Genomic DNA, 24,949 nt, shown 5'->3' with positions numbered 1-24,949 from the left:
GGATACGCTGACACAATGACCAGAACGGGCAGCTCTCCCGGCGTGCTGTCGATCAAGCCGTTTCGTCGGCTCTGGATCGCCTTGTCGTTGTCCAGTTTCGGGGACTGGCTGAGCATCCTCGCACTGACCGCGTTGGCCGGCTCACTCACCAAGGGCTCCGCCGAGAACTACGCGATCGGCGGCGTCCTCGTGGTGAAGCTGCTCCCGGCGCTGGTCTTCGGACCGCTCGCCGGTGCGGTGGCCGACCGCTTCGACCGCCGCACCACGATGGTGATCGCGGACATCCTGCGGTTCAGCCTGTTCCTGTCGATCCCGATCGTGGGCCGGCTCGACTGGCTGTACATCGCGACCTTCCTGGTCGAGGTCGTGACGTTGTTCTGGATCCCGGCCAAGGAGGCCACGGTCCCGAACCTCGTGCCCAAGGACCAGCTGGAGAAGGCCAACCAGATCAGCCTGATCTCGACGTACGGCTCGGCGCCGGTCGCCGCCGGGACGTTCTCGGTGCTGGCGCTGATCTCGGGCGTGCTGTTCGAGACCCAGCGGCAGCAGGCCAACCTCGCGCTGTACATCAACGCGGTGACGTTCCTGGTCTCCGCGGCCACGATCTTCTCACTGCGAGAGATCCCCAAGCAGGGCGGCAAGGTCTCCGTCCCGTCGATCCTCAAGCAGATCTTCGCTGGCTGGCGGTTCGTGGGCTCGACGCCGCTGGTGCGCGGCCTGACCGTCGGGATCGTCGGGGCGTTCGCGGCGGGCGGCGCGGTGATCGGCATCGCCAAGGTCTACGTCAAGGCCCTTGGCGGGGGCGACGCCGCGTACGGCGTCGTCTTCGGCATGGTCTTCGTGGGCATGGCCATCGGAATGTTCCTGGCCCCGCGCATCCTGAAGGAATTCAGCCGCCGTCGGCTGTTCGGCCTGGCGATCATCGGGGCGGGCATCGCCCTGGCGCTGATCGCGATCATTCAGAACCTCGTCATCGTCGCCCTGCTCACCGCGCTGCTCGGAACGGGCGCGGGCATCGCCTGGGTGATCGGCTACACGCTGATCGGCCTGGAGGTCGAGGACAGCCTGCGCGGCCGCACCTGGGCGTTCCTGCAGTCGCTCGTACGGGTCGCTCTGCTGCTCACGGTCGCCGCCGTGCCGTTCATCGCGGGCGCGGTCGGCGAGCACCGCATCAAACTGAACAAGAACAGCGTCTACCACTTCGACGGTCCCAACGCCGTGCTGCTGCTCGGCGCGCTGGTCGCCGTCATCGTCGGCCTGCTCGCCTACCGGCAGATGGACGACCGCAGGGGCGTCCCGCTGTTGCGGGACCTGATGGCGGCGCTGCGCGGCGAGGAGTACGCGCCGGAGGAGCCCGGCGGCAGCCGCGAGCGCGGCGTGTTCCTCGCGTTCGAGGGCGGCGAGGGCGCCGGGAAGACCACCCAGGCGCGGCTGCTCGCGATCTGGCTGCGCGACCAGGGCTTCGACGTCGTCACCACCCGCGAGCCCGGCTCGACGAAGATGGGCATGCGGCTGCGCGCCATCCTGCTGGACAAGGAGACCACCGGGCTGTCCGCCCGTGCCGAGACGCTGCTGTACGCCGCCGACCGGGCGCAGCACGTCGCCGAGGTCATCCGGCCGGCGCTGCAGCGGGGTGCGATCGTCGTCACCGACCGCTACGTCGACTCGTCGCTGGCCTACCAGGGCGCCGGTCGCGAGCTGAAGGGCAAGGAGATCGCCGAGGTGAACCGCTGGGCCACCGGCGGCCTCACCCCCGACCTGACGATCATCCTGGACGTGCCGTCCGACGTCGGGCTGGGCCGGTTCGCGTCGCCGGCGGACCGGATCGAGTCCGAGCCGCGCGAGTTCCACGAGCGCGTGCGCCGCGGGTTCCGCGCCCTGGCCGAGGCCGAGCCGCACCGGTACCTCGTCATCGACGGCACGCAGCCGCAGGCGGACATCACCCGGCAGATCCACGACCGGGTCCGCAGCATCCTGCCCGACCCGGTCCCGGCCACCGCCGAGGCCGTCACGAGTACGATGCCTGTCATCTCCGACTGAAGCGGGGCGGGAGGCCACGTTCGGCGGCGGGGTACCGTCGTGTTCCAGAACGAAGGGCCACCCGCCGGCGGGAAACTCGCCGCCCCCGAACCCGTCGGCTCGGAAGCCGTCGGTCCGGGGTGTGCCGGTCTGGAGTCCGCGCGGCCGCGTCGTCGCCGCGCCGCGGGTGCGTACGGAAGCAGGGGGCGTCGCGTGACGGTGTACGACGATCTGGTCGGGCAGGGGCCCGTCATCGAGCAGCTGCGCACCGCCGCCGCGGCCGGGGCCCAGGCCCTGACCGGTGAGGGCGGCGGTGGGATGACGCACGCCTGGCTGTTCACGGGACCGCCCGGATCGGGGCGCTCGGTGGCCGCGCGGGCGTTCGCCGCCGCGCTGCTGTGCCCCGACCAGGGCTGCGGGCACTGCGCCTCGTGCCACCAGGTGCTGTCCGGCACCCACGCCGACGTGGAGGTCGTCCGCCCCGCCGGCCTCTCGTACGGCGTCCGGGAGACCCGTGAGCTGGTCCTGCGGGCGGCCTCGTCGCCGACCGGCGGGCGGTGGCGGATCGTGCTGTTCGAGGACGCCGACCGGTCCACCGAGCAGGCCGCGAACGCCCTGCTCAAGGCCATCGAGGAGCCTCCGACCCGCACGGTCTGGCTGCTGTGCGCGCCGTCGCCGGACGACCTGGTCGTCACCATCCGGTCGCGCTGCCGTCTCGTGACGCTGCGCACGCCGCCCGCTCACGCGGTCGCCGACGTCCTCGTGGGCCGGGACGGGATCGACCCCGACGTCGCCGCCGCGGCGGCCCGGGCCGCGCAGGGGCACGTGGGCCGGGCGAAGCGCCTGGCGACCGACGAGCAGACGCGCCGCCGCCGTTCGGAGGTGCTGGCCGTCCCCGGGCGGCTGACGGGCGTCGGCCCCGCCGTCGTGGCGGCCGAGGCGCTCGTCAAGGCCGCGGAGGCCGAGGCCAAGGAGCTCGGCGCCGAGAAGGACGCGGGGGAGACCACCGCGCTGCGCCAGGCGCTCGGCGAGAGCGCCAAGGGCCGGATGCCGCGCGGCACCGCCGGGGCGCTCAAGGAGCTCGAGGATCGCCAGAAGTCCCGCACGACCCGGATGAAGCGCGACGCCCTCGACCGCGCCCTCCTCGACCTCGCCTCGTACTACCGCGACGTGCTCGTCGTGCAACTCGGCGCGGGGGTCGAGCTGGTCAACGCGGACCGCGCCCGGGAGGTGCGGGCGGCTTCCGGTCCTCCGGAGGACACGCTGCGCCGCCTGGAGGCGATCATGATGTGCCGGGAGCGCCTGAAGGCCAACGTCAATCCGCAGCTCGCGGTGGAGGCCATGGCGATGGCCCTGCGTACCGGCTGATCTCACACTGGCCATAACCGGCCATAGATCTCACCCGTCGCACCACTGGACGAACCACGCACGGAACCGCTCTGATGCCTCCATTGCCAGTTCTTTACCGGCACTGAGTTGACATACATGGAGGTGTGCAGTGCGGCGCGCCATCGTTCTCGCTGTCTGTGCCGCCGTCGCGGCGGCACTCGCGGCACCCGCGCAGGCGGGGCCCGCGACGCCCTCGGCCGACGGAAAGGCCGCGGAGTACGTCGTGCTCTACAAGGAGGGCGTCTCTCTCGAGAAGGCGCACGCGGCGATCAGAGCCGCGGGCGGCACTGTCGTCCGAGAGAACAAGGCCGTGGGGCTGGCCACGGTGCGTTCGACGCGCACCGGATTCAGCGCCGACGCCCGGCGGCAGGCCGCCGTCGACGGAGTCGCGCGCGACCGGGCCGTCGGCGAGGCGCCGAAGGTCACGCGCCGGGCGGCCGACAAGAACATCGCGGTGGAGAAGGAGGGGCGCGACGGCGGGAGCCGCGGCCCCGCCGCCAAGGTGAAGGGCGATCCGCTGGCCGGCGGCCAGTGGGACATGCGGAAGATCCACGCGACCGCCGACGGGTCGTACCGGGTGGAGCCCGGCGACCGCCGGGTGCTCGTCGGGGTCATCGACACCGGCATCGACGGCACCCACCCCGACATTCGGGCGAACTTCGACCGCGGACTCAGCCGCAACTTCACCAAGGACATCCCGGCCGACGCGAACGGTGCCGAGGTCGACGGCCCCTGCGAGCACCCCTCCTGCGTCGACCCGGTCGACGAGGACGACAACGAGCACGGCACGCACGTCGCCTCGACCATCGCCTCCCCGCTCAACGGTCTCGGCGTCGCCGGCGTCGCGCCGAACGTCACCCTCGTCAACGTGCGGGCCGGGCAGGACTCAGGATTCTTCTTCCTGCAGCCGGTGGTGGACGCGCTCACGTACGCGGCGGACGCCGGGATCGACGTGGTCAACATGAGCTTCTACACCGACCCGTGGCTGTTCAACTGCCCGGACAACCCGGCCGACTCGGCGGAGTACCAGGCCGAGCAGCGCACGGTGATCGCGGCCTCCGAGCGCGCGCTGGCCTACGCCCACCGGCACGGCGTCACCATGGTGTCGGCGGCGGGCAACGGCGCCACCGACTACACCAAGACGATCACCGATGACTCGAGCCCGGACTACGCGGCCAAGCCCGGCGAGGCGCCCTACAGCCGCACGATCCCGCCGAGCTGCATCTCCGAGCCCAGCGAGGGCCGGAACGTCATCGCGGTCTCCTCGGTCGGCATCAGCGGCCGGAAGGCGTACTACTCCGACTACGGCAACGGCTACGTGGACGTTGCCGCGCCCGGCGGCGACGTGTACGACACCGCCGACGGCAAGCGCGACGTGACCAAGGCCATCCTCGCGGCCTACCCCGAGTCGCTGGCCAGGGCCCGCGGCGAGCTGAACGCCGACGGCACGCCGAACGTGCCGTACGTCGTCCGCGACTGCAAGGGCACGACCTGCGGCTACTACCAGTACCTGCAGGGCACGTCGATGGCCTCGCCGCACGCCGCCGGCGTCGCGGCGCTGATCATCAGCCGGTACGGGCACCGCGACCCGAGGCACGGCGGCCTGACCCTGTCCCCGGACCGGGTCCAGCGGATCCTGCAGGGGACGGCGACCGAGCAGGCCTGCCCGTCGCCGCGCGCCTACACCTACACCCGCTACGTGCTGCAGCCGAACGGCACGTACGCGAAGGTGACCGACACCCACACCTGTGAGGGGTCGACAGGCCACAACGGCTTCTTCGGCAGCGGCGTCATCGACGCCCTGCACGCCGTGGGCCGCTGACACCCCCGCCCGGAGACACGGCCCACCCGCACCGCGGGTGGGCCGTAACCGGTTCCAGGGTCACAGGTCCGAGCCGCCGGTGGCGTCGATCCAGCCGGCGGTGACCCAGCGCGCCTCGTCGGCCACCCAGGCCCGCGATGGCGCGACCCGCGCGACTGGAGGCCGTCGCCGAGCTGGCGATGCGCGTCTGGCCGTCCTGACCGCCCGGTGGATCGTCCACAACCTGTGGATGCCGGACCGCCGTGCGCTGATTACCCTTGCCGCATGCCGTACCGCGTCACGTTCGTCTGCACGGGCAACATCTGCCGCTCTCCCATGGCCGAGCACGTCTTCCGCCGCCACGTCCGGGATGAAGGCCTCGACGTCGAGGTCGACAGCTCGGGCACCGGGCACTGGCACATCGGCGACCCCGCCGACGAGCGCACCGTCGCCACGCTGCGCCGCGCCGGCTACACCTCCTCCCACCGGGCACGGCAGTTCGAGGCCGCCTGGTTCGACCACTACGACCTGATCATCGCGCTGGACCAGGGGCACCGGCGCGACCTGCGACGCCTGGCCCCGGATGAGGAGGCCGCGGGCAAGGTCCGGCTGCTGCGCGAGTTCGACCCCGGCGCCCGCGACCTCGACGTCCCCGACCCGTACTACAGCCGCAACTCGGCCTTCGAGGAGGTGCGCGAGCAGATCGAGGCCGCCGTCCCGGGCCTGCTCGACCACGTTCGCGAGCGGCTCAAGAACGTCGGCTGACCCATGGATCGCCTCCTCGGCACCCCCGTCACGGACGTCGCCGACCTCGGCACGAGCCACGAGTGGTCGCTGCGCCGAGTCACCCTCGCCGACGGCCGCCGGGTCTTCGTCAAGGAGGCCCGGCGCCGGATCGACGGGCTGTTCGCGGCCGAGGCGGCGGGGCTGCGCTGGCTGCGGGAGGGCTGGCGGCGGGCCGCCGGGGACCAGACGCCCGGTCCCGTACTCGAAGTGCTCGGCGTCGACGACACGACCCTCGTCCTGCCCTGGATCGAGAGCGGGGCACCGACGCCGGAGGCCGCGGAGCGGTTCGGGCGGGAGCTGGCCCTCCTGCACGGCGCGGGCGCGGAGGCGTACGGCGCGCCGTGGCGCGGCTACATCGCCTCCCTGCCGCTGGACAACACCGAGGGCTCGTCCTGGCCGGAGTGGTACGCCGAGCGCCGCGTCCTGCCGTACGTCCGGATGGCGGTGGACCGCGGAGCGCTGTCGGCGGACGACGCGGTGCGGTTCGAGCGCGCCGCCGCGCGCATCCCCGACGTCGCCGGACCCGACGAGCCGCCCGCCCGCATCCACGGCGACCTGTGGTCCGGCAACCTCGTGTGGGGCCGCGACCGGGTGTGGCTGATCGACCCGGCAGCGCACGCCGGGCACCGGGAGACGGACCTGGCCATGCTGGCGCTGTTCGGCGCGCCGCAGTTGGAGCGGATCGTCGCCGCGTACGACGAGACGGCGCCGCTCGCGGACGGCCGGCGGGCGCGGGTGCCGCTGCATCAGCTGCACCCGCTGCTCGTCCACGTCGTCCTGTTCGGCGGTTCCTATCGGGGGCAGGCCCTCGCCGCAGCGCGGTCCGTGCTCGCCCTCTGAGAGGTCGGCCCGGCAGCGTCCACCGGCGGCCGGCGCTCCCGTCACAGGCCCCGCCAGTAGATTTCAATCATGAAAACCCCCGATCTTCTCCTGTCCAGCCGAAGCATCTCCGACGCGCCGATCCAGGACTTCGACATCGTTGTCGTGGACAGACGTCCCCTGGTGGTCTGCGTCGACTCTCGCGGTCAGCAGGCGCTCACGTGGGATCCGGTCGATGACCACTGGGCCGCACACCCGCTGGACAATCCGTTCGGGCCGGACGAGGACGAGTCGGACTGCCTGCTCAAGATCGGCGCCGTGGTCCTCGACGGACGGATTGTGGTCGGCGGAGGCGGATATCGCCAGGCGTTCGCTCAGTGGGACCTGGAAACCGGCGCGGTGCGGACCTATATCCGCAACGAGCACGGCGGACTGGCGAGGACGTCCACCATGGATCTGGGCGGACGGCCCGTGTTCATCTGCGGTGACAGCAGCGTGCCAGCGATGGTGCGCCTCTGGGACGCCTCCCAGCGCGACTCCCTCACTGAGTACGAGGAAGATGACGAGAAGTGGTTCGAGGTCGACTACCGGGCCGAGCCCACCGACCTGGTCACGCGTGGTGAGCGCGGGCATTTCGACAGCATCGGCGGGCTCGGCTCGGGAACGCTCGGGGGGCATCCGGTAGTGATCTCCGGCGGCGTGGACGGCCGCGTGATGCTGTGGAACATCCACAACAAGGAACTCCTCGTACAGTTCGAGCGCGCTCCCATCCCGATCATGGGGGTCGGGCTGGCGACCGTCGACGGCCGGGTGCGCGTGGTGGCGGCCGGCAGCAAGTCGGTGCTGCTGAGCGACCCCGGCACCGGCACCTGGGATGACCGCATCGACATGCCCGAAGGCGATGACCGGGACGACGAAGGCATCCGCTGCATGGACGTCGGCGTCGTGGACGGCAGGCCGGTCGCGGTGACCGGCGCCGAGGACGGCACGGTGCGTGTGTGGGACCTGCAGGGCCGTCGCCTGCTCGGCGGGCCGCTCACCGAGCACAAGCAGGAGGTCTTCGCCGTCCGAGTCACCGAACTGGGCGGCCGCACCGTCGCCGTCACGGCTGGCCAGGACTGCCAGATGCGCGTATGGGACCTCGGCCGGCGATGAATTCTCCGTGGACGGCGGGTGGGAGCGCTACGCCGCCGGTGGCAGCAAGGCATGGGCGGCCTGGGTGGCCAGCCACTCCGCCGCCTCCGTCCAGTCCCAGCCCATGCCACGGACGGTTCTCCAGGCGTCGAATCCGAAATAGAACCAGAGCGTCTGTTCGATCCGTGTCCTGGTGAGCTCGGGACGCAGGCCACCCGTCTTGATCAGCCGTTCGGCGATGACGCCGAAACGCTCCTGGACGATCCGGGTGGCGAGGTCGGCGGCGGCTGCGATGTCCGGGTCGGCGTTTCGGTTGTCGAGCAGGATCGTGAGGGTCTTCTGCTGCCTTCGCTGCACCGTCCCGGTGCCTTCCGCGGTGATCCGGAGAATCTCTCGCGGGTCGTCGAGCGTGGCGATCCTTTGCAGGCTGTCGGAGCCGGCCGTATCGGCGGCGCTGTCCTCGGTCATCGCCAGGATCAGCGCGGACTTGCCGCCCACGCTCGTGTAGACGGTGTTCACGGCAACGCCGGCCGCGGCTGCGACCTCGGCCACGCTGGTGCGCGTATACCCCTGCTCGGCGAACAGCTTCCTGGCCGCCTCGGTGATCACCCGGCGAGTGTCCGCCGCATGCCGGCTCCGGATCTCGGACGTGTAGTTGCGAGGCGGCATGACTTGATCCTAACGGACGAACATTCGTTGGAGTGGCATTACTATGAATGTTGGAATGTTCAGTCCGGGCATCAGGAGATATCCGTGAACGGAATCAAAGAGGAGGCGCCCGTGCAGGTCATCGTCGTGGGTGCCGGGCCGGTCGGGCTCTGGCTCGCCGCCGAACTCGCACTGGCGGGCGTGTCCACACTGGTGCTCGAACGCGACGAGCAGCGCAGCCCGCATTCGAAGGCGCTCGGACTGCATCCTCGTACGCTCGAGGTGCTGGCGATGCGGGGTCTGGCGAGGCGGTTCGTCGCTGAGGGAGTTCCGCTGCCGAACTGGCATTTCGGCATGCTCGAGAGACGGCTCGACTTCACTGGGCTCGGCACCCCATACCCCTTCATGCTCGCGTACCCGCAGGTGCGCACCGAAGAGCTGCTGGAACGCCGCGCGAGGGACCTCGGTGTCTCCATCTTGCGCGGGCATTCGGTCACCGGCCTGACACAGGACGATTCGTCGGTCACGGTCGAGGTGGCCGGCGCGGACGGGACCTCGACCCGGACCGCCCAGTTCGTGGTCGGCTGTGACGGTGCCGGCAGCACGGTCCGCAAGGCCGCCGGCATCGACTTCCCCGGTACGGACAGCACGGCGTACGGCTTCATCGGCGAGGTGGTCCTGGATGATCCTCCCGGCACCGTGGTCAGCACGCACAACGCGGCCGGCGCGCTGATCGCTCTGCCGTTGGGCGGTGGACGGCACCGGGTCACCGGCTTCGACCCGGCGAACCAGAACGCCGGTGATGAGCTCACCCTGGAAGAGCTGCGGGCCATCACGAGCCGGGTGACCGGCACCGACTACGGCATGCGCGATCCGAGTTGGCTCACCCGGTTCGGCAATGCCACACGACACGCTGCGACCTATCGCAAGGACCGCGTGCTGCTCGCCGGAGACGCCGCGCACATGCACTGGCCGGCCGGCGGCGTCGGACTCAACGTCGGCGTGCAGGACGCGATGAATCTCGGCTGGAAGCTGGCCGCCGAGGTGCAGGGCCGCGCGACGGCGGGCCTGCTTGACAGCTACCACGACGAACGCCACCCGGTGGGCGAGGCGTTGGCCGAGCACACGCTGGCTCAGGGGGCGCTGATCACCGCGATCACGCCGGACGGGCAGGCACTGCGTTCCCTGCTGAACAACCTGCTCGCGTCCCACCCGAATCTTGAACGCGCCCTCGCCGAAAAGCTGGCCGCACTCGACATCACCTACACGCCCTCCGACCCGGCGGCGCACCCGTTGGTCGGTACGAGAGCGCCTGCGACGGAGCCAGATTCGATCATCTTCAGTGCCCTGCAGGGCGGCCGACCGGTCCTCCTGGACCTGTCCGGCGGTAACCGGTTGGGCAGAGCGGCCGACTCCGCGTCGGCCATGGGCATCGAGACCCATCCCAGCCCGCTCGCCGAGACCGGCGGTCCGGACTGGTCCGGCGTCGGCGCGGCGATCATCCGGCCGGACGGACATGTGTGGCGGGCCGTGGACGGCTCCCCCGCGAATCTGGAGTCGGCAGTGATGCGCAGTCTCGACAGCCTGGAGGCCACATTCGCTCCTCGGACAGGGTGAGCGTTCGAGGCGTCGCCGGCAGAGCATGGTGTCGGCGAGGGCCGTGAAGGCCGCCGCTGGAGTCACCTTGCCGCCGGTGTCGGCGGCAAGGTGACTCATTCCTGGGGCCGCGACCGGGTGTCGCCGATCGATCCGGCGGCGCACCAACGGCCCCGGCGGTGCGGTCCCTCCCGCGTCCGACGGTCAGCCCGGCAGCGTCCATCGGCGGCCGGCGCTCCCGTCGCAGGCGGCGAGCTGGAGCTGTGTCGAGTCGACCGGTTGGGGGGCGGCGAGGCACTTGCCGGACCGCTGCTCGACGAGCGACTTGGCCGACGCGTCGTACGTCCACCGCTGGCCGCCGCCCGTACCGCCGCACTCCCACAGCCGTACGTTCGCGCCGTCCGCCGTGCCGTCGGCGTCCAGGCACAGACCGAACGAGGTGAGCGTGCCGTCGGTGTGCACCGTCCACTTCTGGGCGTTGGTCCCGTTGCAGACGTACAGCTGGACGGGGTTGCCGTTCGCGGCCCGGCTCGACCGGACGTCGACGCACTTCCCGGCGACCGCGGAGGTGATCGGCCCGGTCCGGGTCGGCGGCGCGCCGGTGCCGGCGTACGAGGGAGGCGCCGACGACGCGGCGGTGGCCCAGGAGGTGTTCGCCTTCGTGCCGAGGGCGAGCCGGAGCGTGCCGCCGTTCAGGACCGCCGACGGCCGCAGGTAGGCGTTGTTCCACGTCCGGCCGTTCCACGTGGCGCTCTGGACGTACGGCGCGCCCGGCGCGGCCTTCGGCGCGTCGATCGTGAGCGTACGGCCCGTGCCGAGCGCGATCACGACCTTGGTGAACTCCGGGCTGCCGAGCGCCAGGTCGGCCGTGCCCGGGGTCTCGGGGTAGACGCCCATCGCCGACCAGACGTACCAGGCGCTCATGGTGCCGAGGTCGTCGTTGCCGACGGTCCAGCCGGTGGGGGAGTCCGGCCACAGCCTGTCCCGGACGTTGCGGATGATCTCCTGGGTGCGCCAGGGCCGCCCGACGTAGTCGTACTCCCAGGGCAGCTCGATGCTCGGCTCGTTGCCGAGGTTCGCGTGGTCGCCGCCGCTGCCGTCGTAGGCCGCGAGGACGTGGTCGAGGTAGGCGATCATCGCGGCGTTCCCGCCCTTTGCGTCCGCGAGGCCGCGCACGTTGAACGGCACCATGCCGGTGTACTGCCAGGACGTTCCCTCGGTCATGTTGCTCTTGGAGGCGGGATTGAACCCGCCGGTCCACGAGCCGCTTGCGGTGCGGGGCTGCATGAAACCGCTCGTGGTGTTGAGGAGGTTCTTCCAGGTCTGGGCGCGGTCGACGAATCTGGTCCGCGTGGCCTTGTCGCCGAGCGCGCCCGCGAACGCGCCGATGGCGAAGTCGGCGGTGTCGTACTCCAGGGCGGTCGAGACCGAGCCGTTGAAGTTGCAGCAGCCGTACACGCCGTTGCTCGGCAGGTACCCGATGCTCTCGAGGTAGTTCAGCCCCGGCCGGGCCTTGGAGGCGACCGTCGCCTGATGGACCATCGCGTTCTTCGCCGCGGCCGTGTCGAAGCGCCGGCCGCCGAAGGCGTACAGGTCGGCGATGATCGGGTCGATCGGATCGCCCACCATCGTGTACGTCTCGCCGTTGGCCTGGGACCACTTCGGCAGCCCGCCGCTCTGCGCGTAGTCGTTCACGGCCGACTGGGCGATGTCGCTCGCCCGATCCGGCGCGATCATGCCGAGGAGCTGTGCCTGACTGCGGTAGATGTCCCAGCCCGAATAGTTGGCGTACTGGGCGTGACCGTGGGCGACCGCGTGCACGGCGTTGTCGAAGCCCATGTAACGGCCGTCGGCGTCGCTCATGACGTTCGGGTGCAGGAGCGCGTGGTAGAGGGCGGTGTAGAAGACGTGCCGCTGCGCGAGGGTGCCGCCGGCGACGCGGATCCGGCCGAGCGCGGTGTTCCACGCCTTGCGGGCGGCGGCCCGTACGTTCGTGAAGTCCGGCGTGCGGACCTCGGCGTCCCGGTTGGCCTGGGCCTCGGCGTCGGAGGTGAACGACAGTCCGACCCGGGCGGTCACCACCGGGTTCTTGGTGGTGTCGAACGTCAGGTACGCGCCGTTCGGGTCGGCCAGCGGCGCGGCCTGCGGCTGCTGCGGGCCGTGCGGCCGCGGGCTGTTCGGCGCGTCGCCCTCCTCCGGCGGGGCGGCCTGCGACGTCGCCCGTGCGGCCGAAGTGGCCGCGAGCGTCTTCGCGCCCGGCCGCAGCGTCGCGGCCTGCCATGTGCCGGCCGTGAACGGGTGGTCGAAGGTGACGGCGAAGTGGACGGTGTAGCGGTTGCCCTGGCCGCAGAAGTTCCCGCTGGTCACCGCCCCGACGACGGCCCGGTCGCCGACCACCTGCCAGGTGTCGGCGAAGGTCCCGTTCTGGCTGCCGGTCAGCTTGAACAGCAGGTTCGCCTGGGTGGTGGCCGGAAAGGCGAACCGGCCGATCCCGCCGCGGGCCGTCGTGGTCAGCTCCGTCCGGACGCCGTTGCCCAGCTTGACCGCGTAGTAGCCGGGCGAGGCCGACTCGTCGGCGCGGGAGAACGAAGCGCTCGCCGAGCCGGCATCGGCGACGGCGCCGACCGTCGGCATGATCGGGACGTCGCCGTACGCCCGGCACCCGGGCCCGGCCATGTGGGTGAGGCTGAACCCCGTGATCGTCGAACTGGTGTAGGAGTACCCGCCGCCGTACGGCCGCGGGTTCGTGTCCGGGCTCCACTGCACCATCCCGAACGGGACGTCGGCGCCGGGAAAGTCGTCGGCCGCGTTCGTGGTGCCGATCAGGGGATTGACCAGCGAGGCCGGGGCGGAGACGAGGGCCGCGGCCTCCGCCCGTACGGGGGTGAGCAGCGCACCCAGGACGGCGGCGGTCGACAGGAGGAGGGCGAGCGGTCGGGGCGGGCGGGTCGCCCTGGGCGGGGCGAGGGGGCGGGGGAGGGCCATACGGGGTTGCCCTTCGCGGAGGAGGCAGGCCGACGACAACGTTGTCCGATCACGTCTACGCCCCGTCCGGGAAGTGGTCAATGGATCTGTCAGGGCTCGGCCATTCGTGTGATCCCGCTCACGCCGGAGTCATACCGGTTGCGCGTAGGCTGACGGCCAGGTTGGACCCCCCCGGTGGACGGAGCGAGGCATGGGCATGATGATGGCCGTCAGCTTCACGCGATACGGACGTCTCTACTACCTCGACCCCGGCCCGCACTCGCCGAAGGTCGGCGACAAAGTGCTCGTGCCCACCGATTCCGGCGCCGAGGTGGCCGAGTGCGTCTGGGCCCCGCAGTACGTCTCCGAGGACGTCGAGCTGCCCGTCTGCGCGGGCATCGCCGAGGAGGAGCACCTCGCCCGCGACGAGGACAACCGGCGCCGGCGCGCGGATGCGCGGTCCATCGCCAAGAAGCTGATCCGCAAGCACGAGCTCCCGATGAAGGTGATCGGGGTCGACTACCTCGACCAGGACAACGTCTACAAGATCTACTTCTCGGCACCGAACCGCGTCGACTTTCGGGCGCTCGTCCGCGACCTCGCCCGCGCGATGAAGGCGCGCGTCGAGCTGCGCCAGGTCGGCCCGCGCGACGAGGCGCGCCTCCAGGGCGGCATCGGCCCCTGCGGCCGCGACCTGTGCTGCGCCACCTTCCTCAAGGACTTCGAGCCGGTGTCGGTCCGAATGGCCAAGGAGCAGGACCTTCCGGTCAACCCGTTGCGCATCGCCGGCGCCTGCGGGCGGCTCATGTGCTGCCTGAAGTACGAGCACCCGCTGTACGTCCAGGCGCACGACCGTATGCCGCGGCTCGGCGCGCGCGTCCAGACAGAATCGGGTCCCGGCCAGGTCGTGGGCCGTAACGTGCCCTCGGACACGGTCACCGTCCGGCTCGACGGCGGCGGCCGTTGCGCCTGCCCGTCCGCGTCCGTCTGCTCCCCGCGCAAACAGCACGACCAGCACTATGGTGACACTCTGGGATGACTCGCCGGTACGCTGAGTAGCGAAAAAGCGGGTGCGCCCGCGTAGGCTGCGAGCGAACCCTACGGCGACGAGAACGGTAACGGCGTGAAGAAGTTCCGTACGGTCTCCGTGCTGGCGGCGGCCGCAATCGTGGTGACGGCCTGCACGGACGCACCGAAGTCCACTGCGTCGGCCCCGTCCCCCAGCGGCAGCGCATCCCTGTACTCCCAGAAGATCTCGTGGCGCGACTGCGGCGGCGGGTTCCAATGCGGCACCGTGCAGGTTCCTCTCGACTACAACCACCCGGGCGACCGCCCCATCGTCCTCCCGGTGATCCGCCTGCCCGCCGAGGGCGGCCAGCGCAAGGGGTCGCTCGTCCTCAACCCCGGCGGCCCCGGCGGCTCCGGCGTCGAGTTCGCCCGCGGCTCCGCCCGGCAGTTCGGCGCCGACCTGCGCAGGAACTTCGACATCGTCGGCTTCGACCCGCGCGGCGTCGGCCAGAGCCGCCCCACCGTCCGCTGCCTCACCGGCAAGGAACTCGACCGGTTCTTCGAAACCGACACCTCGCCCGACAACGCCGCCGAGCTCAACGCCCTCGTGAACGTCAGCAAGGGATGGGCCGAGGACTGCAAGAACCGCATCCCCACGCTGCTGCCGTACGTCGGCACCGCCAACGCCGCCCACGACATGGACATCCTGCGCGCCGCCCTCGGCGACCAGGGCCTCACCTACTACGGGGCCTCGTACGGCACCTACCTCGGCGCGTACTACGCCGAGGAGTTCCCCAAGCGCGTCCGCGCCCTCGTCCTCGACGGCGCCATCGACCCCAAACTGTCCGCCGACGAGATCAACATCGAGCAGGCCAAGGGCTTCGACACCGCCACCAAGGCCTTCGCCGCCGACTGCGTCAAGACCAAGGACTGCCCGCTCGGCACCGGCACCACCAGGTCGGCCCTCGCCCGGCTGTCCGACCTGTTCGCCCAGGCCGACAAGAGGCCCCTCCGCAACGGCCTGAACGACGGCCGCGTCGTCGAGGAGTCCCTCGTCGAACTCGGCGTCGCCGCCGCCCTCTACAACAAGCAGACCTGGCCGGTGTTGAAACTCGCGCTCAAGAGCGCCATCGACCAGAACGACGGCACCACCCTCCTGCGCCTCGGCGACCTCCTCGTCGAGCGCAACAGGGACGGCACCTACTCCAACCAGAGTGAGGCCAACATGGCCGTCAACTGCATCGACAAGCCCTACGACCGCGACCTCGGCGCCTGGCAGAAGCAGGCCGACCGCGCCAAGCAGGCCGCCCCGCTCTTCGGCCAGTTCGTGGTCTGGGGCACCCTGCCGTGCGGCTACTGGCCCGCCCAGGACGGCACCAAGCCCGTCGCCTTCGCCGCCAACGGCGCCAAGCCCATCCTGGTCGTCGGCACCACCCGCGACCCGGCCACCCCGTACAAGTGGGCCCAGGGCCTGGCGTCGCAGCTCAAGTCCGGCGTCCTCCTCAGCCTCGACGGCGACGGCCACACCGCCTACCTGCAGGGCAACCCCTGCATCACGACCGCCGTGGACCGCTACCTGGTGACCGGCACCCCGCCGAAGAAGAACACCATGTGCCACTGATATCGATGTACGAGGTGCCGCCGGAACCCGGTAGACTCTCTGCGTCACACAGTGTGTGGCAGGCCGCCTTAGCTCAGTCGGCAGAGCGATTCACTCGTAATGAATAGGTCATCGGTTCGATTCCGATAGGCGGCTCCCAGGTCAAAGCCCCCTTCCGATCATGGAAGGGGGCTTTTTGCTAACGCCTTGTGCGCCCAGCATGGGCGATCGCTTGGGGGTGAAAGTCCGCTGGAGGATGAGGCGGTGCTAACTCCGAGCCGGAGGCAAGGGCGTCGCCGAGGCGGTGCGTGAACGTGGACATGCCAAACTGGCCGTGCAACGGGGCCTCCGGTCACGGGAAGATCTTGGTCCGCCGCTAGGCAAAGCCGACGCGGAGCCTGACGCCACCGCCGCAGTCCCTGCCCCATCGCCTTCGGGAACTCTCCCCGCCTGAGCCAACTAACTGTGACGGGACACGATCATCAGCCGCGAGTCCAGAATAGCTGTCACCAGTTCCGCGGAGCGGTCATCCCGGTGAGCAGTCCGGGTCCGCGGGTGATTATTCCAGCCGGTCTGGCGGGGCGGGCGTGGTCCAGGAGCGTACGTGCTCGGCCAGGGCAGTGACATGCTCCGGCGGCGTGGTCTTGGCGATGCCGTGTCCCAGGTTGAACACGAACGGCCCCCCGCTCAGGGCGCGCAGGATACGGCCTGTTTCGGCATAGAGCGAGGGTCCGCCGGCGACCAGAAGCTGGGGATCGAGGTTGCCCTGTACGCATCGGCCCAGGCCGCGCTGTACCTTCTGCGCGGCCCATTCGAGGGGAACCGTGGCGTCCAGGCCGATGCAGTCCGCGCCGGTCGCCTCGGCGAAGCCGTCGTAAGCGAGCCCGGCGCCGCGGGGGAAGGCGATGACGGGGACGTCCGGGTGCTTTACCTTGAGCGCCGCGATGATAGCGGCGACCGGCCTGACACACCAGCGTTCGAAGAGGGCGTCCGGGAGGATTCCGGCCCAGGTGTCGAACAACTGCACCGCCTCCGCGCCCGCCTCGATCTGGCGCTCAAGGAACTGGGTGACAGCGGTCGTGAGCATGTCAATCAGGGGCTGGAACCCATCGGGGTCGCTCAGCGCCCACTGCTTGACGACGGCGTGTTCCGACGGGCCGCCGCTGCGTCCTTCGACCATGTAGGTGGCGATCGTCCACGGCGCGCCGGCATAGCCGATCAGCGCCACTTCGGGAGGCAGGGCGCGGGTAAGCTGCCGTACCGTCTCGTAGACCGGGGCCAGTTTTTCGTGGAGCCTGGAGGTGCTGAGGAAGTCGGCTGTGTCCGCTGCCGAGCGAACGGGGGGCGTCAGGACCGGCCCGTCGCCGACCCGGTAGTCCAGGGTCTGGCCCAGCGCGGCGGCGACCTGCGGAAGGTCCGCGAAGACAATGGCGGCATCGAGCGGGAAGCGGCGGATCGGCTGCAGGGTCACCTCGACAGCGTGTTCGGGCGAGTTGCAGAGCCCGACCATGCCCCCGGCGGCCTCACGGACCCGGTGGTACTCGGGCAGGTAGCGTCCGGCCTGCCGCATCAGCCATATCGGCGACCGCTCGGTGCGCTCTCCCGCGAGCGCGCGCAGCAGCAGCTTCTTAGGCCGGACGTTGCCGGACACCCGCTTGTGGCTGACTTCTCCCCGTGCAGCGATGTCCACCCTGTTCCGTCCTGTTGAACTGCCCCCAGGCTTCGGGGGAACCCGGTTATCGGACTCCACCCCCCGGTGAGGGGGCGTTGTTATCGTAGCGGTGCCCAGTCTGGGCGACCCGGCAGGCACCAGATCCGTACCGCGTGCGGTCCCGGCGCGGTCAAGCCGCAGTGCGGTCTCCACGCGTTCATCCCACGGGCCGACGTCGCCCACAGCCAAGACCGACCCTTCGCGCGGCCGACCGAACCGGCCGCAGGCGGGTGCGTCGTAGTGACAGATCGCTTAGGACATGGGCACCTAAGCGGTCCGCGTCTCGGTCGGCGACGCCGGAGGGGCCGAATACGGATCGAAATCAAGAGCCGCTGCGACAAACCTGCAGGTCAGTCGAGTTGCGCGGTGGGTCTGTAAATCCGTCGGCTTATCGAGGTGGTCAGGTGATGGCTGGCGCGCAAGACGATCGCCGCGGGTGGCTGCCGCCGTTCGGGTTGGGGGCGATCGCTCAAGCGCCACGTACGTCGACTCAGACAGCGCCGAGCACACCAAGACTGCTAACGCCTTTGCTAACAACGCCCCCGGACGACCCTGGACAGCGGTGGACGGCTCAGCCATGAGCAGCCAGGTCAGCGGTTAGATCTGGACCGCTATGGACATGCGTAGCCTCACTCGTAATGAATAGGTCATCGGTTCGATTCCGATAGGCGGCTCCCAGGTCAGAAGCCCCCGCCCGGTCACGGCCGGGGGCTTCTTGAATGACTGGGTGACTACGGCTCCGCGTCGAGCGTTGAGAAGGTGTCGTCCATCGCCTCAGCACCGGCGGCCGGGGGGCTTCACTCCGACGGACGATCAGAGAATCCCCGTCCGGATGGCCTCTAAGGCCACCCGAACGGGGATTTTTCAGTCACCGACACCGTGGTGGCGGCGACAGTTGGAAATTACGGACGGAGCTTCAGCTGGGGCAGAAGTTCGGTCATGCTCTCCTCGGTGTCACCGGGCCACACCTCGAATTCCCTGCGAGCGCCGAAGAGCCTCACGGTGACGTCTCTGCCTGTGGCGTTGGCCTCCCTGATGGCGGCCTGCACCACGAACGGGAGCTCCTCCTCGGGCATTTTTTCTCCCTGTCTTCGCTGGGCCCCGCACGGGGCGGGACGGACCTGCCTCTTCACAGGCCTAACCAAGACAGTCGAAGCAAACAGCCGCGCGACATGTACCTATCTCAGAATGTCAGACGTCCCTGCTCCTGACCGGAGGCCGCCGCCCACGCGTCGGCGCCACACACACGTACGTGCTCAGACGGGCTCCGATGAGTGACCGAGTGAGTGACTTTGATGGCCTTGGCGAACACATCGGCCGCAGCCGTCTCGGCCGAGCGGACCACGTGCGCGTAGACCCGAAGCGTGATCGCCGGATCGGCATGGCCGAGCCGGGCCGCGACGACGTGTACGGGGACGCCGGCCAGGAGGAGCGTCGTCGCGTGGATGTGCCGAAGGTCGTGCAGCCGCGCGTACGGCGGCGGTTAGGTCAGGAGGCTTCCTCTCCGTGGGATCGTTGTAGGCGTTGATCAGCTTGCGACAGGCCATCGGCGAAGGCATTCCACCTCCGCATGGTCAAACAGCGCCTCGTGGCGCACGCCGCGCCGCTTCCGGGCCTCGGGCCGTGGCCGGCCCTGCGGTCCGGGTCGGCTTGTCCTCGAATTACCTGACCTGCGTCTGTGAGCAGGCGCGAAGCCGGATGACGGCCAGCCAGGGGCGGCTCATCCGTTCGAGGGCCGGAGATGTAGCGTGCGCTCCGTGAACGAGCTGAGCTTCCGAGGGAAAGATCGGTATCACCCATCCTGGCCGCATTTTGCGGCGCTGGGCGTCGGGTTGGTCGTCGAAGGAGCCTTTGCCTTTTTTCAACTCGGCGTCGTGGGCTCCTGCTGGCTGCTGGGCGGGACGGCCGCGCTCGTCGGTCTCGGCATCTCCATGGCGCTCCGGAGCCGGACCACGGTCGGGGCGGCCGGAATAACCATCTGCTGGGGTATCGGGCGTGGTCGTATCTACCCCTGGCAGGAGATCCGGTGGATCGACGTACGCGAGACCAAGAGCGAATATGGGACGGTGATCGCGGCTCGTATCACCCTCGCGGACGGGCGGCGTCGCTCACTGCCTGCGCTCCAGCACAGCACCCGGTACCCCGACCCCGATTTCCACATGGATTTCCAGCGGGTAGTCAACTGGTGGGAGTTGAGCACGGACCCGGCCGCACGGTTCCAGCCGCCGAAGCGGTTGCGGAACCAGCTGACGCCCCAAGTGGCCGGACTCATCGTAGGTCTGCTCATAACGGTCATCATCGTGCTCCGCGTCACCATAAAGGGCTAGGCGAGCGTACGGTCACGAGCCACCGGCCGAGATCAGTTCAGAAAGGGCTATCAGTGGTGGAGGCCGGTGAACGATGGGCCGACCCGGCATGGCCGCACTTCGACCTTCTTCCAGACATCGCCGACCATGTAAGGCTCGACTGCGAGCCATGCGTCCAGATCCTCTCGCGCCGGGAAATCCAGGACCACCATGGAACCGATCATCTTGCCATGATCATCGAGAATTGCCGTGCCGTACAGCATCTGCCCCGACGCCACCATCTCATCACCGAGTGCGACGTGCTTGGCGCGCGCCCGCAGACGCCGTTCGATCGCCTGATCATCTGTGCCGTCATAGGCCACGAGCAAGAATTGCATCCAACCTCCGCGCTACGGCAGCATATCGGGCAGCCTCGCCCTGACTCGTCTTGGTGGCAATTCCCGTTGCAGTTCGCTCGGGTTCAGTCGGTGTGCGGGTATGTGCCGCTCAGGTAGTCGCCGAGCTTTCGGCCGGCGTCATCTTCTCGGCGCGCCGGGCGAACGTGAATCCTGTTCGCCGGCGGTGGCGTCTCGGGGCGCAGCCGGTGTCTGCATGACGGAGGCGAGGAGTGCCAGTTTTTCGGCGCTGTCAGTGCCGGGGTCGGGGTGGTAGACGACGAGCTTCTGGCCTGCGGCACCGGCGAAGCCCAGCCTCTCCCGGTTCAGCCGGAGACCGCCGACCTGGGGGTGGTCGATGTGCAAAGGGGCGCCTTCGCATGCTCGTACGTCGTGGCGGGCCCAGAGCCGGCTGAAGCGAGGGCTGGCAAGGGAGAGTTCGCCGACGAGTTCGATGAATCGGGGGTCGTCCGTGTCGGTGCCGACGGAGTCGCGGAAGCCGGCGACCATGACCACGGTGGCGTTCTCCCAGTCCGGGTAGAGAGCCTGCTCGGCAGGGTCGAGGAACACGTCCCGCAGGCGGTTGGCTCCCGCCGCGAGACGCGGTGACAGTGCCGTCGCCAAGGCGTTGGCGGCGAGGACGTCGAGGTAGCGGCTCTCGACGTGTGCGGGTAGCGGGAGCGTGGCCACCAGCTTGGCGATGCCCGGAGGGACAGTCTCCTTCCGGGGCCGGCGCCGGTGCCTTCGGGGTTTGTCTGCGCCGAGGCGTAGCAGGTAGGCCGTCGCATCGTCGTCGAGTTGCAGCACGCGGGCGAGGGACTCGAGGACCTGCACGGAGGGGTTGCGATCGCGGCCCTGTTCCAGGCGGAGGTAGTAATCGACGCTGATGCCGGCGAGCATTGCGACCTCCTCCCGGCGCAGCCCCGGCACGCGCCGCACTCCCGAGACGGGGACGCCGACCTGCTCGGGGGTGACGCGCTCACGGCGGGCGCGAATGTAATCGCCCAGCGGGTTCGGTTCCTCGGTCATGTCTCCACGGTAATTCGGACGGTCGCGCGCGTGCCTGGTCCTGTCACCCCCAGGAACGCGGGGGGGCCTGGCTCGGTCAAAGCCTGGGCGGCAGCCTGATCAGCGGTTCACCGAGCCGACACCGACCTCACCGCCGGTATCGACGGTGGCCCACCCGTCGGGGAGACCGCGAGGCCGTCGTCGCCATGGCCGTCACCGGCACCGACGGCTTCCAGGAGGACGCCGGCGAACTCGGCTGGTGACCCCCATCCTTCCGCCCCCAACGCGGACAAGCACAGCAAGGAGCGAGACATGTCAACGTATCTCCTGGTACACGGCGCCTGGCATAGCGGACAGTGCTGGGAGCGAGTGGTCTCGTTCCTGACGTCGGCCGGACATCGGGTGCTCGCCCCGTCGCTGACCGGCCACGGAGACAAGGCACATCTGCTCAGCCCCGAGGTAGGGCTTGACACGCACGTCGGCGACATCGTCACGCTGATCACCGAGGAAGACCTCACCGAGGTGGTACTCGTGGGACACAGCTACGCCGGGCTGGTCATCTCGTCTGTGGCCAACCAGGTCCCGGATCGGATCGCACATCTGGTCTACCTCGACGCGATGGTCCCGGAGGACGGTGAGAGCGCGGCCGACGTCATGCCCCTGACCCAGGTCATGATCGACCTCGCCGCGAAGTCCGATGGTGGCTGGCGGGTTCCGCCTCCCGAGCTGCCGCCGTCCTCGGGTCTGTTCGGGGTTACCGACCCGGTGGACGTCGCCTGGCTGCGCACGATGCTGTCGGATCAGTCGGTGCGTTGCCTCCAGCAGCCGGTCCGACTGGACAACCCGGCTTTGAACGTGATCCCACGGACGCACATCCACTGCGTCGCCGGCGTGCCGGAAGGCTATGAACGGAGGTCTGTCCCCGCGATACAGCCCAACGGTTCCCCGGCACAGGTGTGGGAGTTGCCGACCGGCCACGACTGCATGATCACCATGTCGGCCCAGCTCGCCGAGCTACTGCTCAAGCTCGGGTGACCCGCCCATCCGGCGCCAACCGCACCAGCCTGGGATTCCGGGGCGTCGATCAGCGTTAGGTCGGCGGCGGTGAGCAACCGGGGCCGGGCGCCGTGCTGGGGCGTGCGTCAGGGCCGCAGCGCGAGCTATCACTGCTTGGCGTACTGCTTCCGTGGCGGTTTACGATGCGTGCCGGAGGTGGCAGATGCCCGCGTTCGACACGGCCGCCTATCTTCGACGCCTCGGCGTTTCCGACCTGGGACCGCCCAGCGTCGCGGGCCTGCGCACCCTTCACGCCGCGCAGGTCGAACGCATCGCCTACGAGGCCCTCGACGCCCACCTCGGCCGGCTGACCTCCATCGATCCTCACGACTCCGCCGCGCGGATCGTGGCCGGACGCGGCGGTTATTGCTACCACCTCAACGGCGCGTTCTCCCTCCTGCTGCGCGCCCTGGGATATGACGTGACCTGGCACCGGGCAGGAGTGCAGGAGCATGATGTCGTGCCTCCTCCGGGTCCGGCGCTCGCCAACCATCTGGCGCTGACCGTGCGCGGCCTGCCGTCCGGGGAATGCCCGGAGGGAGTCTGGCTGGTGGACGCGGGGCTGGGCGACGGGCTGCACGAGCCGCTGCCGCTGCGTGTGGGGGAGTATGTCCAGGGGCCGTTCCGGTTCCGGGTCGGGCGCTCGCAGGTCGAACCTGGTGGATGGCGGCTGGAGCACGATCCGCGTGGAACGTTCGCCGGCATGGACTTCGGGATGCGGCCCGCGGTGGTGACCGACTTCCTCGACCGGCATGTGCACCTGTCGACGTCCCCGGAGTCGGGGTACGTGCGGACGTCCACGGTGATGCGGCGCGACGCCGACGGAGTCGATGCACTCACTGGGTGCGTGCTGCGGCGGATCGGTCCCGGCCCGGACCGGCGGCGTGTCCTGGAGACCAGGAGCGAGTGGTACGAGGCGCTGGCGGAGGTGTTCGGGCTGGACTTGACCGATCTGGGCGCCGCCGACCGTGAGGTGTTGTGGGCTCGCGTCCGCAGCGCCCACGAGGCTTGGTCCGCCCGTCGCAGCGCGGGTACCTGACTCGCGATGGGGCCGACCAGCCGGCGAGTTCCGCGTCTGAGCGCGTCGTCAACCCTAATATCGAACAGATCTCGACATCGACGGTTGTCATCGCGTACGTGGACCGCGCAGCGCCGTTGAACTGACACTCAGAACATCTCATCTTCGCCCGAGAGGCGTGTCGAATGTTCGAGCCCCCAGCCATCCCGTTTCGCACGACCAGGGCACGTCTGCTGGGTGCGATCACCGCGCTCGTTATTGCCGCCTTCACCTTCGCTGCCGTCACGCTTGTGGTTGTCGCGAACTCTCACCCGGCGGCGGCGGTGACCAAGCATCGTGTGCTGTTCGACGACAGCAAGGCCGAGACCGCGGGCAACGCCGATTGGATCATCAGCACGAGCATTCCCGACCCGACGACGCAGAACGCCTCGCCGACAGTGGAGACGGACTGGACCGGCGCCATCTCGGCCTGGGGTGTGGCCTTGCAGAAGACCGGCAACTACACCCTCGACACCCTCGCCCCAGGCAAGACCATCACCTATGGCGATTCCTCCAACCCCCAGGACTTGTCGAACTTCGACGAGTTCGTGCTGCCCGAGCCCAACGTCCTGCTCAGTACGGCCGAGAAGACAGCGGTGATGACGTTCGTCAAGAACGGCGGCGGGCTATTCCTGGTCTCCGACCACACCGGCAGCGACCGCAACAACGACGGCGCCGACTCGCCGAAGATCATTAACGATCTGATGACCAACAACACGGTCGACAGTACCGACCCGTTCGGATTCAGCGTCGATCTGCTCAACATCGCCAGCGGCTACCCGACCGCCATCACTGACAGCACCGACCCGGTCCTGCACGGTCCGTACGGAACCGTGACCGCGGGCGCCCTCTACAACGGCACCACCGTGACCCTGCACCCGGCCGACAACGCAGGCGTCAAAGGCCTGCTCTACTTGACCACCGCGACGCCGGGCGGGACCACCGGGGCCTTCTTCGCCACCAGCACCTTCGGCAACGGCCGGGTCGCCTTCTGGGGTGACAGCTCCGACATCGACGATGGCACCGGCCAGTCCGGCAACACCCTGTACAACGGTTGGAACGACGCCAAGGCGACCGACGCGCAACTCGGCCTGAACGCAACTGAGTGGCTCGCCGGCGCCGGCACCACCACGCCGACCCCGCCGCCGACCTCCTCGTGCACCCCGGCGCAACTGGTCACCAACCCCGGTTTCGAGTCCGGCTCCGGCGCCGGCTGGACGGCCACCTCGGGCGTCATCAACACCTCCTCCAGCGAGCCGCCCCGTACCGGCGCCTACGACGCCTGGCTCAACGGCTACGGAACGGCCAACACCGACACGCTCTCCCAAACCGTGACCGTCCCGGCGGCCTGCTCGACCGCCTCACTCAGTTTCTGGCTGCACATCGACACAGCCGAGACGTCCACCTCGACCGCCTACGACACCCTGAAGGTCCAGGTGCTCAACAGTTCGGGCACCGTGCTGTCGACCCTGGCGACCTTCTCCAATCTCAACGCCGCCACCGGCTACCAGCAGCACAGCTACAACCTCGCCGCCTACGCGGGCCAGGCCGTCACATTGAAGTTCACTGGAACCGAGGGATCGCAGCTGCAGACTTCGTTCGTCCTCGACGACACCGCGCTGAACGTCTCCTGACCCGCCTCCGGTCGTCCGTACCCGCGTCCCGGTGGCAGG

20 protein-coding genes and 2 tRNA genes are annotated in these 24,949 nt (G+C 69.6%); 15 read left to right on the top strand and 7 right to left on the bottom strand.

Going from position 1 to position 24,949, the window contains the following annotated elements; genetic code table 11:
• Positions 1 to 15 precede the first annotated feature (15 nt).
• The 6 genes from tmk (at position 16) to NE236_RS09970 (ending at position 7,969) form a co-directional block, all read left to right on the top strand.
• Complete coding sequence (gene tmk, locus NE236_RS09995; protein WP_252841599.1) at positions 16 to 2,040, top strand: dTMP kinase; 2,025 nt, start codon at positions 16 to 18, stop codon at positions 2,038 to 2,040.
• A gap of 192 nt (positions 2,041 to 2,232) precedes the next feature.
• Complete coding sequence (locus tag NE236_RS09990; protein ID WP_252841598.1) at positions 2,233 to 3,387, top strand: DNA polymerase III subunit delta'; 1,155 nt, start codon at positions 2,233 to 2,235, stop codon at positions 3,385 to 3,387.
• Positions 3,388 to 3,517: 130 nt separating this feature from the next.
• Positions 3,518 to 5,230 (top strand): S8 family peptidase, encoded by a 1,713-nt coding sequence (locus tag NE236_RS09985; RefSeq protein ID WP_252841597.1) that lies wholly within the window; start codon positions 3,518 to 3,520, stop codon positions 5,228 to 5,230.
• 264 nt (positions 5,231 to 5,494) lie between these two features.
• Complete coding sequence (locus NE236_RS09980) at positions 5,495 to 5,974, top strand: low molecular weight protein-tyrosine-phosphatase (RefSeq protein WP_252841596.1); 480 nt, start codon at positions 5,495 to 5,497, stop codon at positions 5,972 to 5,974.
• Between the two features lie 3 nt (positions 5,975 to 5,977).
• Positions 5,978 to 6,835, top strand: a complete 858-nt coding sequence (locus tag NE236_RS09975) for a fructosamine kinase family protein (RefSeq protein ID WP_252841595.1) — start codon at positions 5,978 to 5,980, stop codon at positions 6,833 to 6,835.
• A 69-nt stretch (positions 6,836 to 6,904) separates the two neighbouring features.
• The gene (locus tag NE236_RS09970) at positions 6,905 to 7,969 is read left to right on the top strand and encodes a WD40 repeat domain-containing protein (RefSeq protein WP_252841594.1); all 1,065 of its coding nucleotides are present in this window, start codon (positions 6,905 to 6,907) and stop codon (positions 7,967 to 7,969) included.
• A gap of 27 nt (positions 7,970 to 7,996) precedes the next feature.
• Here NE236_RS09970 and NE236_RS09965 read toward each other — a convergent pair whose 3' ends face one another.
• On the bottom strand, positions 7,997 to 8,617 hold the full coding sequence (locus NE236_RS09965; RefSeq protein ID WP_252841593.1) for a TetR/AcrR family transcriptional regulator: 621 nt from the start codon (positions 8,615 to 8,617) through the stop codon (positions 7,997 to 7,999).
• A gap of 84 nt (positions 8,618 to 8,701) precedes the next feature.
• On the opposite strand from NE236_RS09965, the gene NE236_RS09960 reads away from it, so the two are divergent.
• Positions 8,702 to 10,213 (top strand): FAD-dependent monooxygenase, encoded by a 1,512-nt coding sequence (locus tag NE236_RS09960; protein WP_252841592.1) that lies wholly within the window; start codon positions 8,702 to 8,704, stop codon positions 10,211 to 10,213.
• Positions 10,214 to 10,396: 183 nt separating this feature from the next.
• Here NE236_RS09960 and NE236_RS09955 read toward each other — a convergent pair whose 3' ends face one another.
• Positions 10,397 to 13,177, bottom strand: coding sequence for a lectin (locus tag NE236_RS09955; RefSeq protein WP_252841591.1), 2,781 nt, complete (start codon positions 13,175 to 13,177; stop codon positions 10,397 to 10,399).
• A 190-nt stretch (positions 13,178 to 13,367) separates the two neighbouring features.
• On the opposite strand from NE236_RS09955, the gene NE236_RS09950 reads away from it, so the two are divergent.
• The 3 genes from NE236_RS09950 to NE236_RS09940 all read left to right on the top strand — a co-directional run bounded on the left by NE236_RS09950 (position 13,368) and on the right by NE236_RS09940 (position 15,920).
• A complete protein-coding gene (locus NE236_RS09950; RefSeq protein ID WP_252841590.1) occupies positions 13,368 to 14,195 on the top strand; it encodes a PSP1 domain-containing protein in 828 nt (275 codons plus the stop codon).
• A gap of 84 nt (positions 14,196 to 14,279) precedes the next feature.
• Positions 14,280 to 15,785 carry an alpha/beta hydrolase gene (locus tag NE236_RS09945; protein ID WP_252841589.1) on the top strand — a complete coding sequence of 502 codons (1,506 nt, stop codon included), beginning with the start codon at positions 14,280 to 14,282 and terminating at the stop codon, positions 15,783 to 15,785.
• Between the two features lie 62 nt (positions 15,786 to 15,847).
• A tRNA-Thr gene (locus NE236_RS09940) sits at positions 15,848 to 15,920 on the top strand.
• Positions 15,921 to 16,323: 403 nt separating this feature from the next.
• Here the strand turns inward: NE236_RS09940 and hemE are convergent.
• On the bottom strand, positions 16,324 to 17,415 hold the full coding sequence (hemE, locus tag NE236_RS09935) for a uroporphyrinogen decarboxylase (RefSeq protein WP_252841588.1): 1,092 nt from the start codon (positions 17,413 to 17,415) through the stop codon (positions 16,324 to 16,326).
• A 644-nt stretch (positions 17,416 to 18,059) separates the two neighbouring features.
• Here hemE and NE236_RS09930 point away from each other — a divergent pair.
• Positions 18,060 to 18,149, top strand: a tRNA-Thr gene (locus tag NE236_RS09930).
• Positions 18,150 to 18,377: 228 nt separating this feature from the next.
• Here the strand turns inward: NE236_RS09930 and NE236_RS09925 are convergent.
• Positions 18,378 to 18,551, bottom strand: coding sequence for a hypothetical protein (locus tag NE236_RS09925; protein WP_252841587.1), 174 nt, complete (start codon positions 18,549 to 18,551; stop codon positions 18,378 to 18,380).
• A 107-nt stretch (positions 18,552 to 18,658) separates the two neighbouring features.
• A complete protein-coding gene (locus tag NE236_RS09920) occupies positions 18,659 to 18,901 on the bottom strand; it encodes a hypothetical protein (protein ID WP_252841855.1) in 243 nt (80 codons plus the stop codon).
• 331 nt (positions 18,902 to 19,232) lie between these two features.
• Here NE236_RS09920 and NE236_RS09915 point away from each other — a divergent pair, with 331 nt between their 5' ends.
• A complete protein-coding gene (locus NE236_RS09915; RefSeq protein ID WP_252841586.1) occupies positions 19,233 to 19,802 on the top strand; it encodes a PH domain-containing protein in 570 nt (189 codons plus the stop codon).
• Positions 19,803 to 19,852: 50 nt separating this feature from the next.
• On the opposite strand, the gene NE236_RS09910 is transcribed toward NE236_RS09915, so the two are convergent.
• Entirely contained in the window at positions 19,853 to 20,158 is a 306-nt protein-coding gene (locus tag NE236_RS09910; protein WP_252841585.1) for a YciI family protein, read from the bottom strand.
• A gap of 138 nt (positions 20,159 to 20,296) precedes the next feature.
• Positions 20,297 to 21,184 carry a helix-turn-helix domain-containing protein gene (locus NE236_RS09905; protein WP_252841584.1) on the bottom strand — a complete coding sequence of 296 codons (888 nt, stop codon included), beginning with the start codon at positions 21,182 to 21,184 and terminating at the stop codon, positions 20,297 to 20,299.
• 291 nt (positions 21,185 to 21,475) lie between these two features.
• Here NE236_RS09905 and NE236_RS09900 point away from each other — a divergent pair, with 291 nt between their 5' ends.
• The 3 genes from NE236_RS09900 to NE236_RS09890 all read left to right on the top strand — a co-directional run bounded on the left by NE236_RS09900 (position 21,476) and on the right by NE236_RS09890 (position 24,910).
• The gene (locus NE236_RS09900) at positions 21,476 to 22,198 is read left to right on the top strand and encodes an alpha/beta fold hydrolase (protein ID WP_252841583.1); all 723 of its coding nucleotides are present in this window, start codon (positions 21,476 to 21,478) and stop codon (positions 22,196 to 22,198) included.
• A gap of 184 nt (positions 22,199 to 22,382) precedes the next feature.
• Positions 22,383 to 23,258 (top strand): arylamine N-acetyltransferase family protein, encoded by an 876-nt coding sequence (locus tag NE236_RS09895; RefSeq protein WP_252841582.1) that lies wholly within the window; start codon positions 22,383 to 22,385, stop codon positions 23,256 to 23,258.
• Between the two features lie 164 nt (positions 23,259 to 23,422).
• Positions 23,423 to 24,910, top strand: coding sequence for an immune inhibitor A (locus NE236_RS09890; protein WP_252841581.1), 1,488 nt, complete (start codon positions 23,423 to 23,425; stop codon positions 24,908 to 24,910).
• The last annotated feature ends 39 nt before the right edge of the window (positions 24,911 to 24,949 follow it).

Origin of the sequence: Actinoallomurus purpureus (assembly GCF_024055795.1) — a bacterium.
Taxonomy (GTDB): Bacteria; Actinomycetota; Actinomycetes; order Streptosporangiales; family Streptosporangiaceae; genus Actinoallomurus; species Actinoallomurus purpureus.
Note: the sequence above shows the minus strand (reverse complement) of the source record. Positions and strands in the feature narration are given on the sequence as shown.

What these genes read in the sequence shown, in the direction of transcription:
- NE236_RS09890 (WP_252841581.1), top strand. Translation starts at nt 23,423, where the DNA reads ATGTTCGAGCCCCCAGCCATCCCGTTTCGCACGACCAGGGCACGTCTG.
- NE236_RS09910 (WP_252841585.1), bottom strand. Translation starts at nt 20,158, where the DNA reads ATGCAATTCTTGCTCGTGGCCTATGACGGCACAGATGATCAGGCGATC.
- NE236_RS09925 (WP_252841587.1), bottom strand. Translation starts at nt 18,551, where the DNA reads ATGCCCGAGGAGGAGCTCCCGTTCGTGGTGCAGGCCGCCATCAGGGAG.
- NE236_RS09905 (WP_252841584.1), bottom strand. Translation starts at nt 21,184, where the DNA reads ATGACCGAGGAACCGAACCCGCTGGGCGATTACATTCGCGCCCGCCGT.
- tmk (WP_252841599.1), top strand. Translation starts at nt 16, where the DNA reads ATGACCAGAACGGGCAGCTCTCCCGGCGTGCTGTCGATCAAGCCGTTT.
- NE236_RS09900 (WP_252841583.1), top strand. Translation starts at nt 21,476, where the DNA reads ATGTCAACGTATCTCCTGGTACACGGCGCCTGGCATAGCGGACAGTGC.
- NE236_RS09955 (WP_252841591.1), bottom strand. Translation starts at nt 13,177, where the DNA reads ATGGCCCTCCCCCGCCCCCTCGCCCCGCCCAGGGCGACCCGCCCGCCC.
- NE236_RS09950 (WP_252841590.1), top strand. Translation starts at nt 13,368, where the DNA reads ATGGGCATGATGATGGCCGTCAGCTTCACGCGATACGGACGTCTCTAC.
- NE236_RS09970 (WP_252841594.1), top strand. Translation starts at nt 6,905, where the DNA reads ATGAAAACCCCCGATCTTCTCCTGTCCAGCCGAAGCATCTCCGACGCG.
- NE236_RS09975 (WP_252841595.1), top strand. Translation starts at nt 5,978, where the DNA reads ATGGATCGCCTCCTCGGCACCCCCGTCACGGACGTCGCCGACCTCGGC.
- NE236_RS09980 (WP_252841596.1), top strand. Translation starts at nt 5,495, where the DNA reads ATGCCGTACCGCGTCACGTTCGTCTGCACGGGCAACATCTGCCGCTCT.
- NE236_RS09965 (WP_252841593.1), bottom strand. Translation starts at nt 8,617, where the DNA reads ATGCCGCCTCGCAACTACACGTCCGAGATCCGGAGCCGGCATGCGGCG.
- NE236_RS09895 (WP_252841582.1), top strand. Translation starts at nt 22,383, where the DNA reads ATGCCCGCGTTCGACACGGCCGCCTATCTTCGACGCCTCGGCGTTTCC.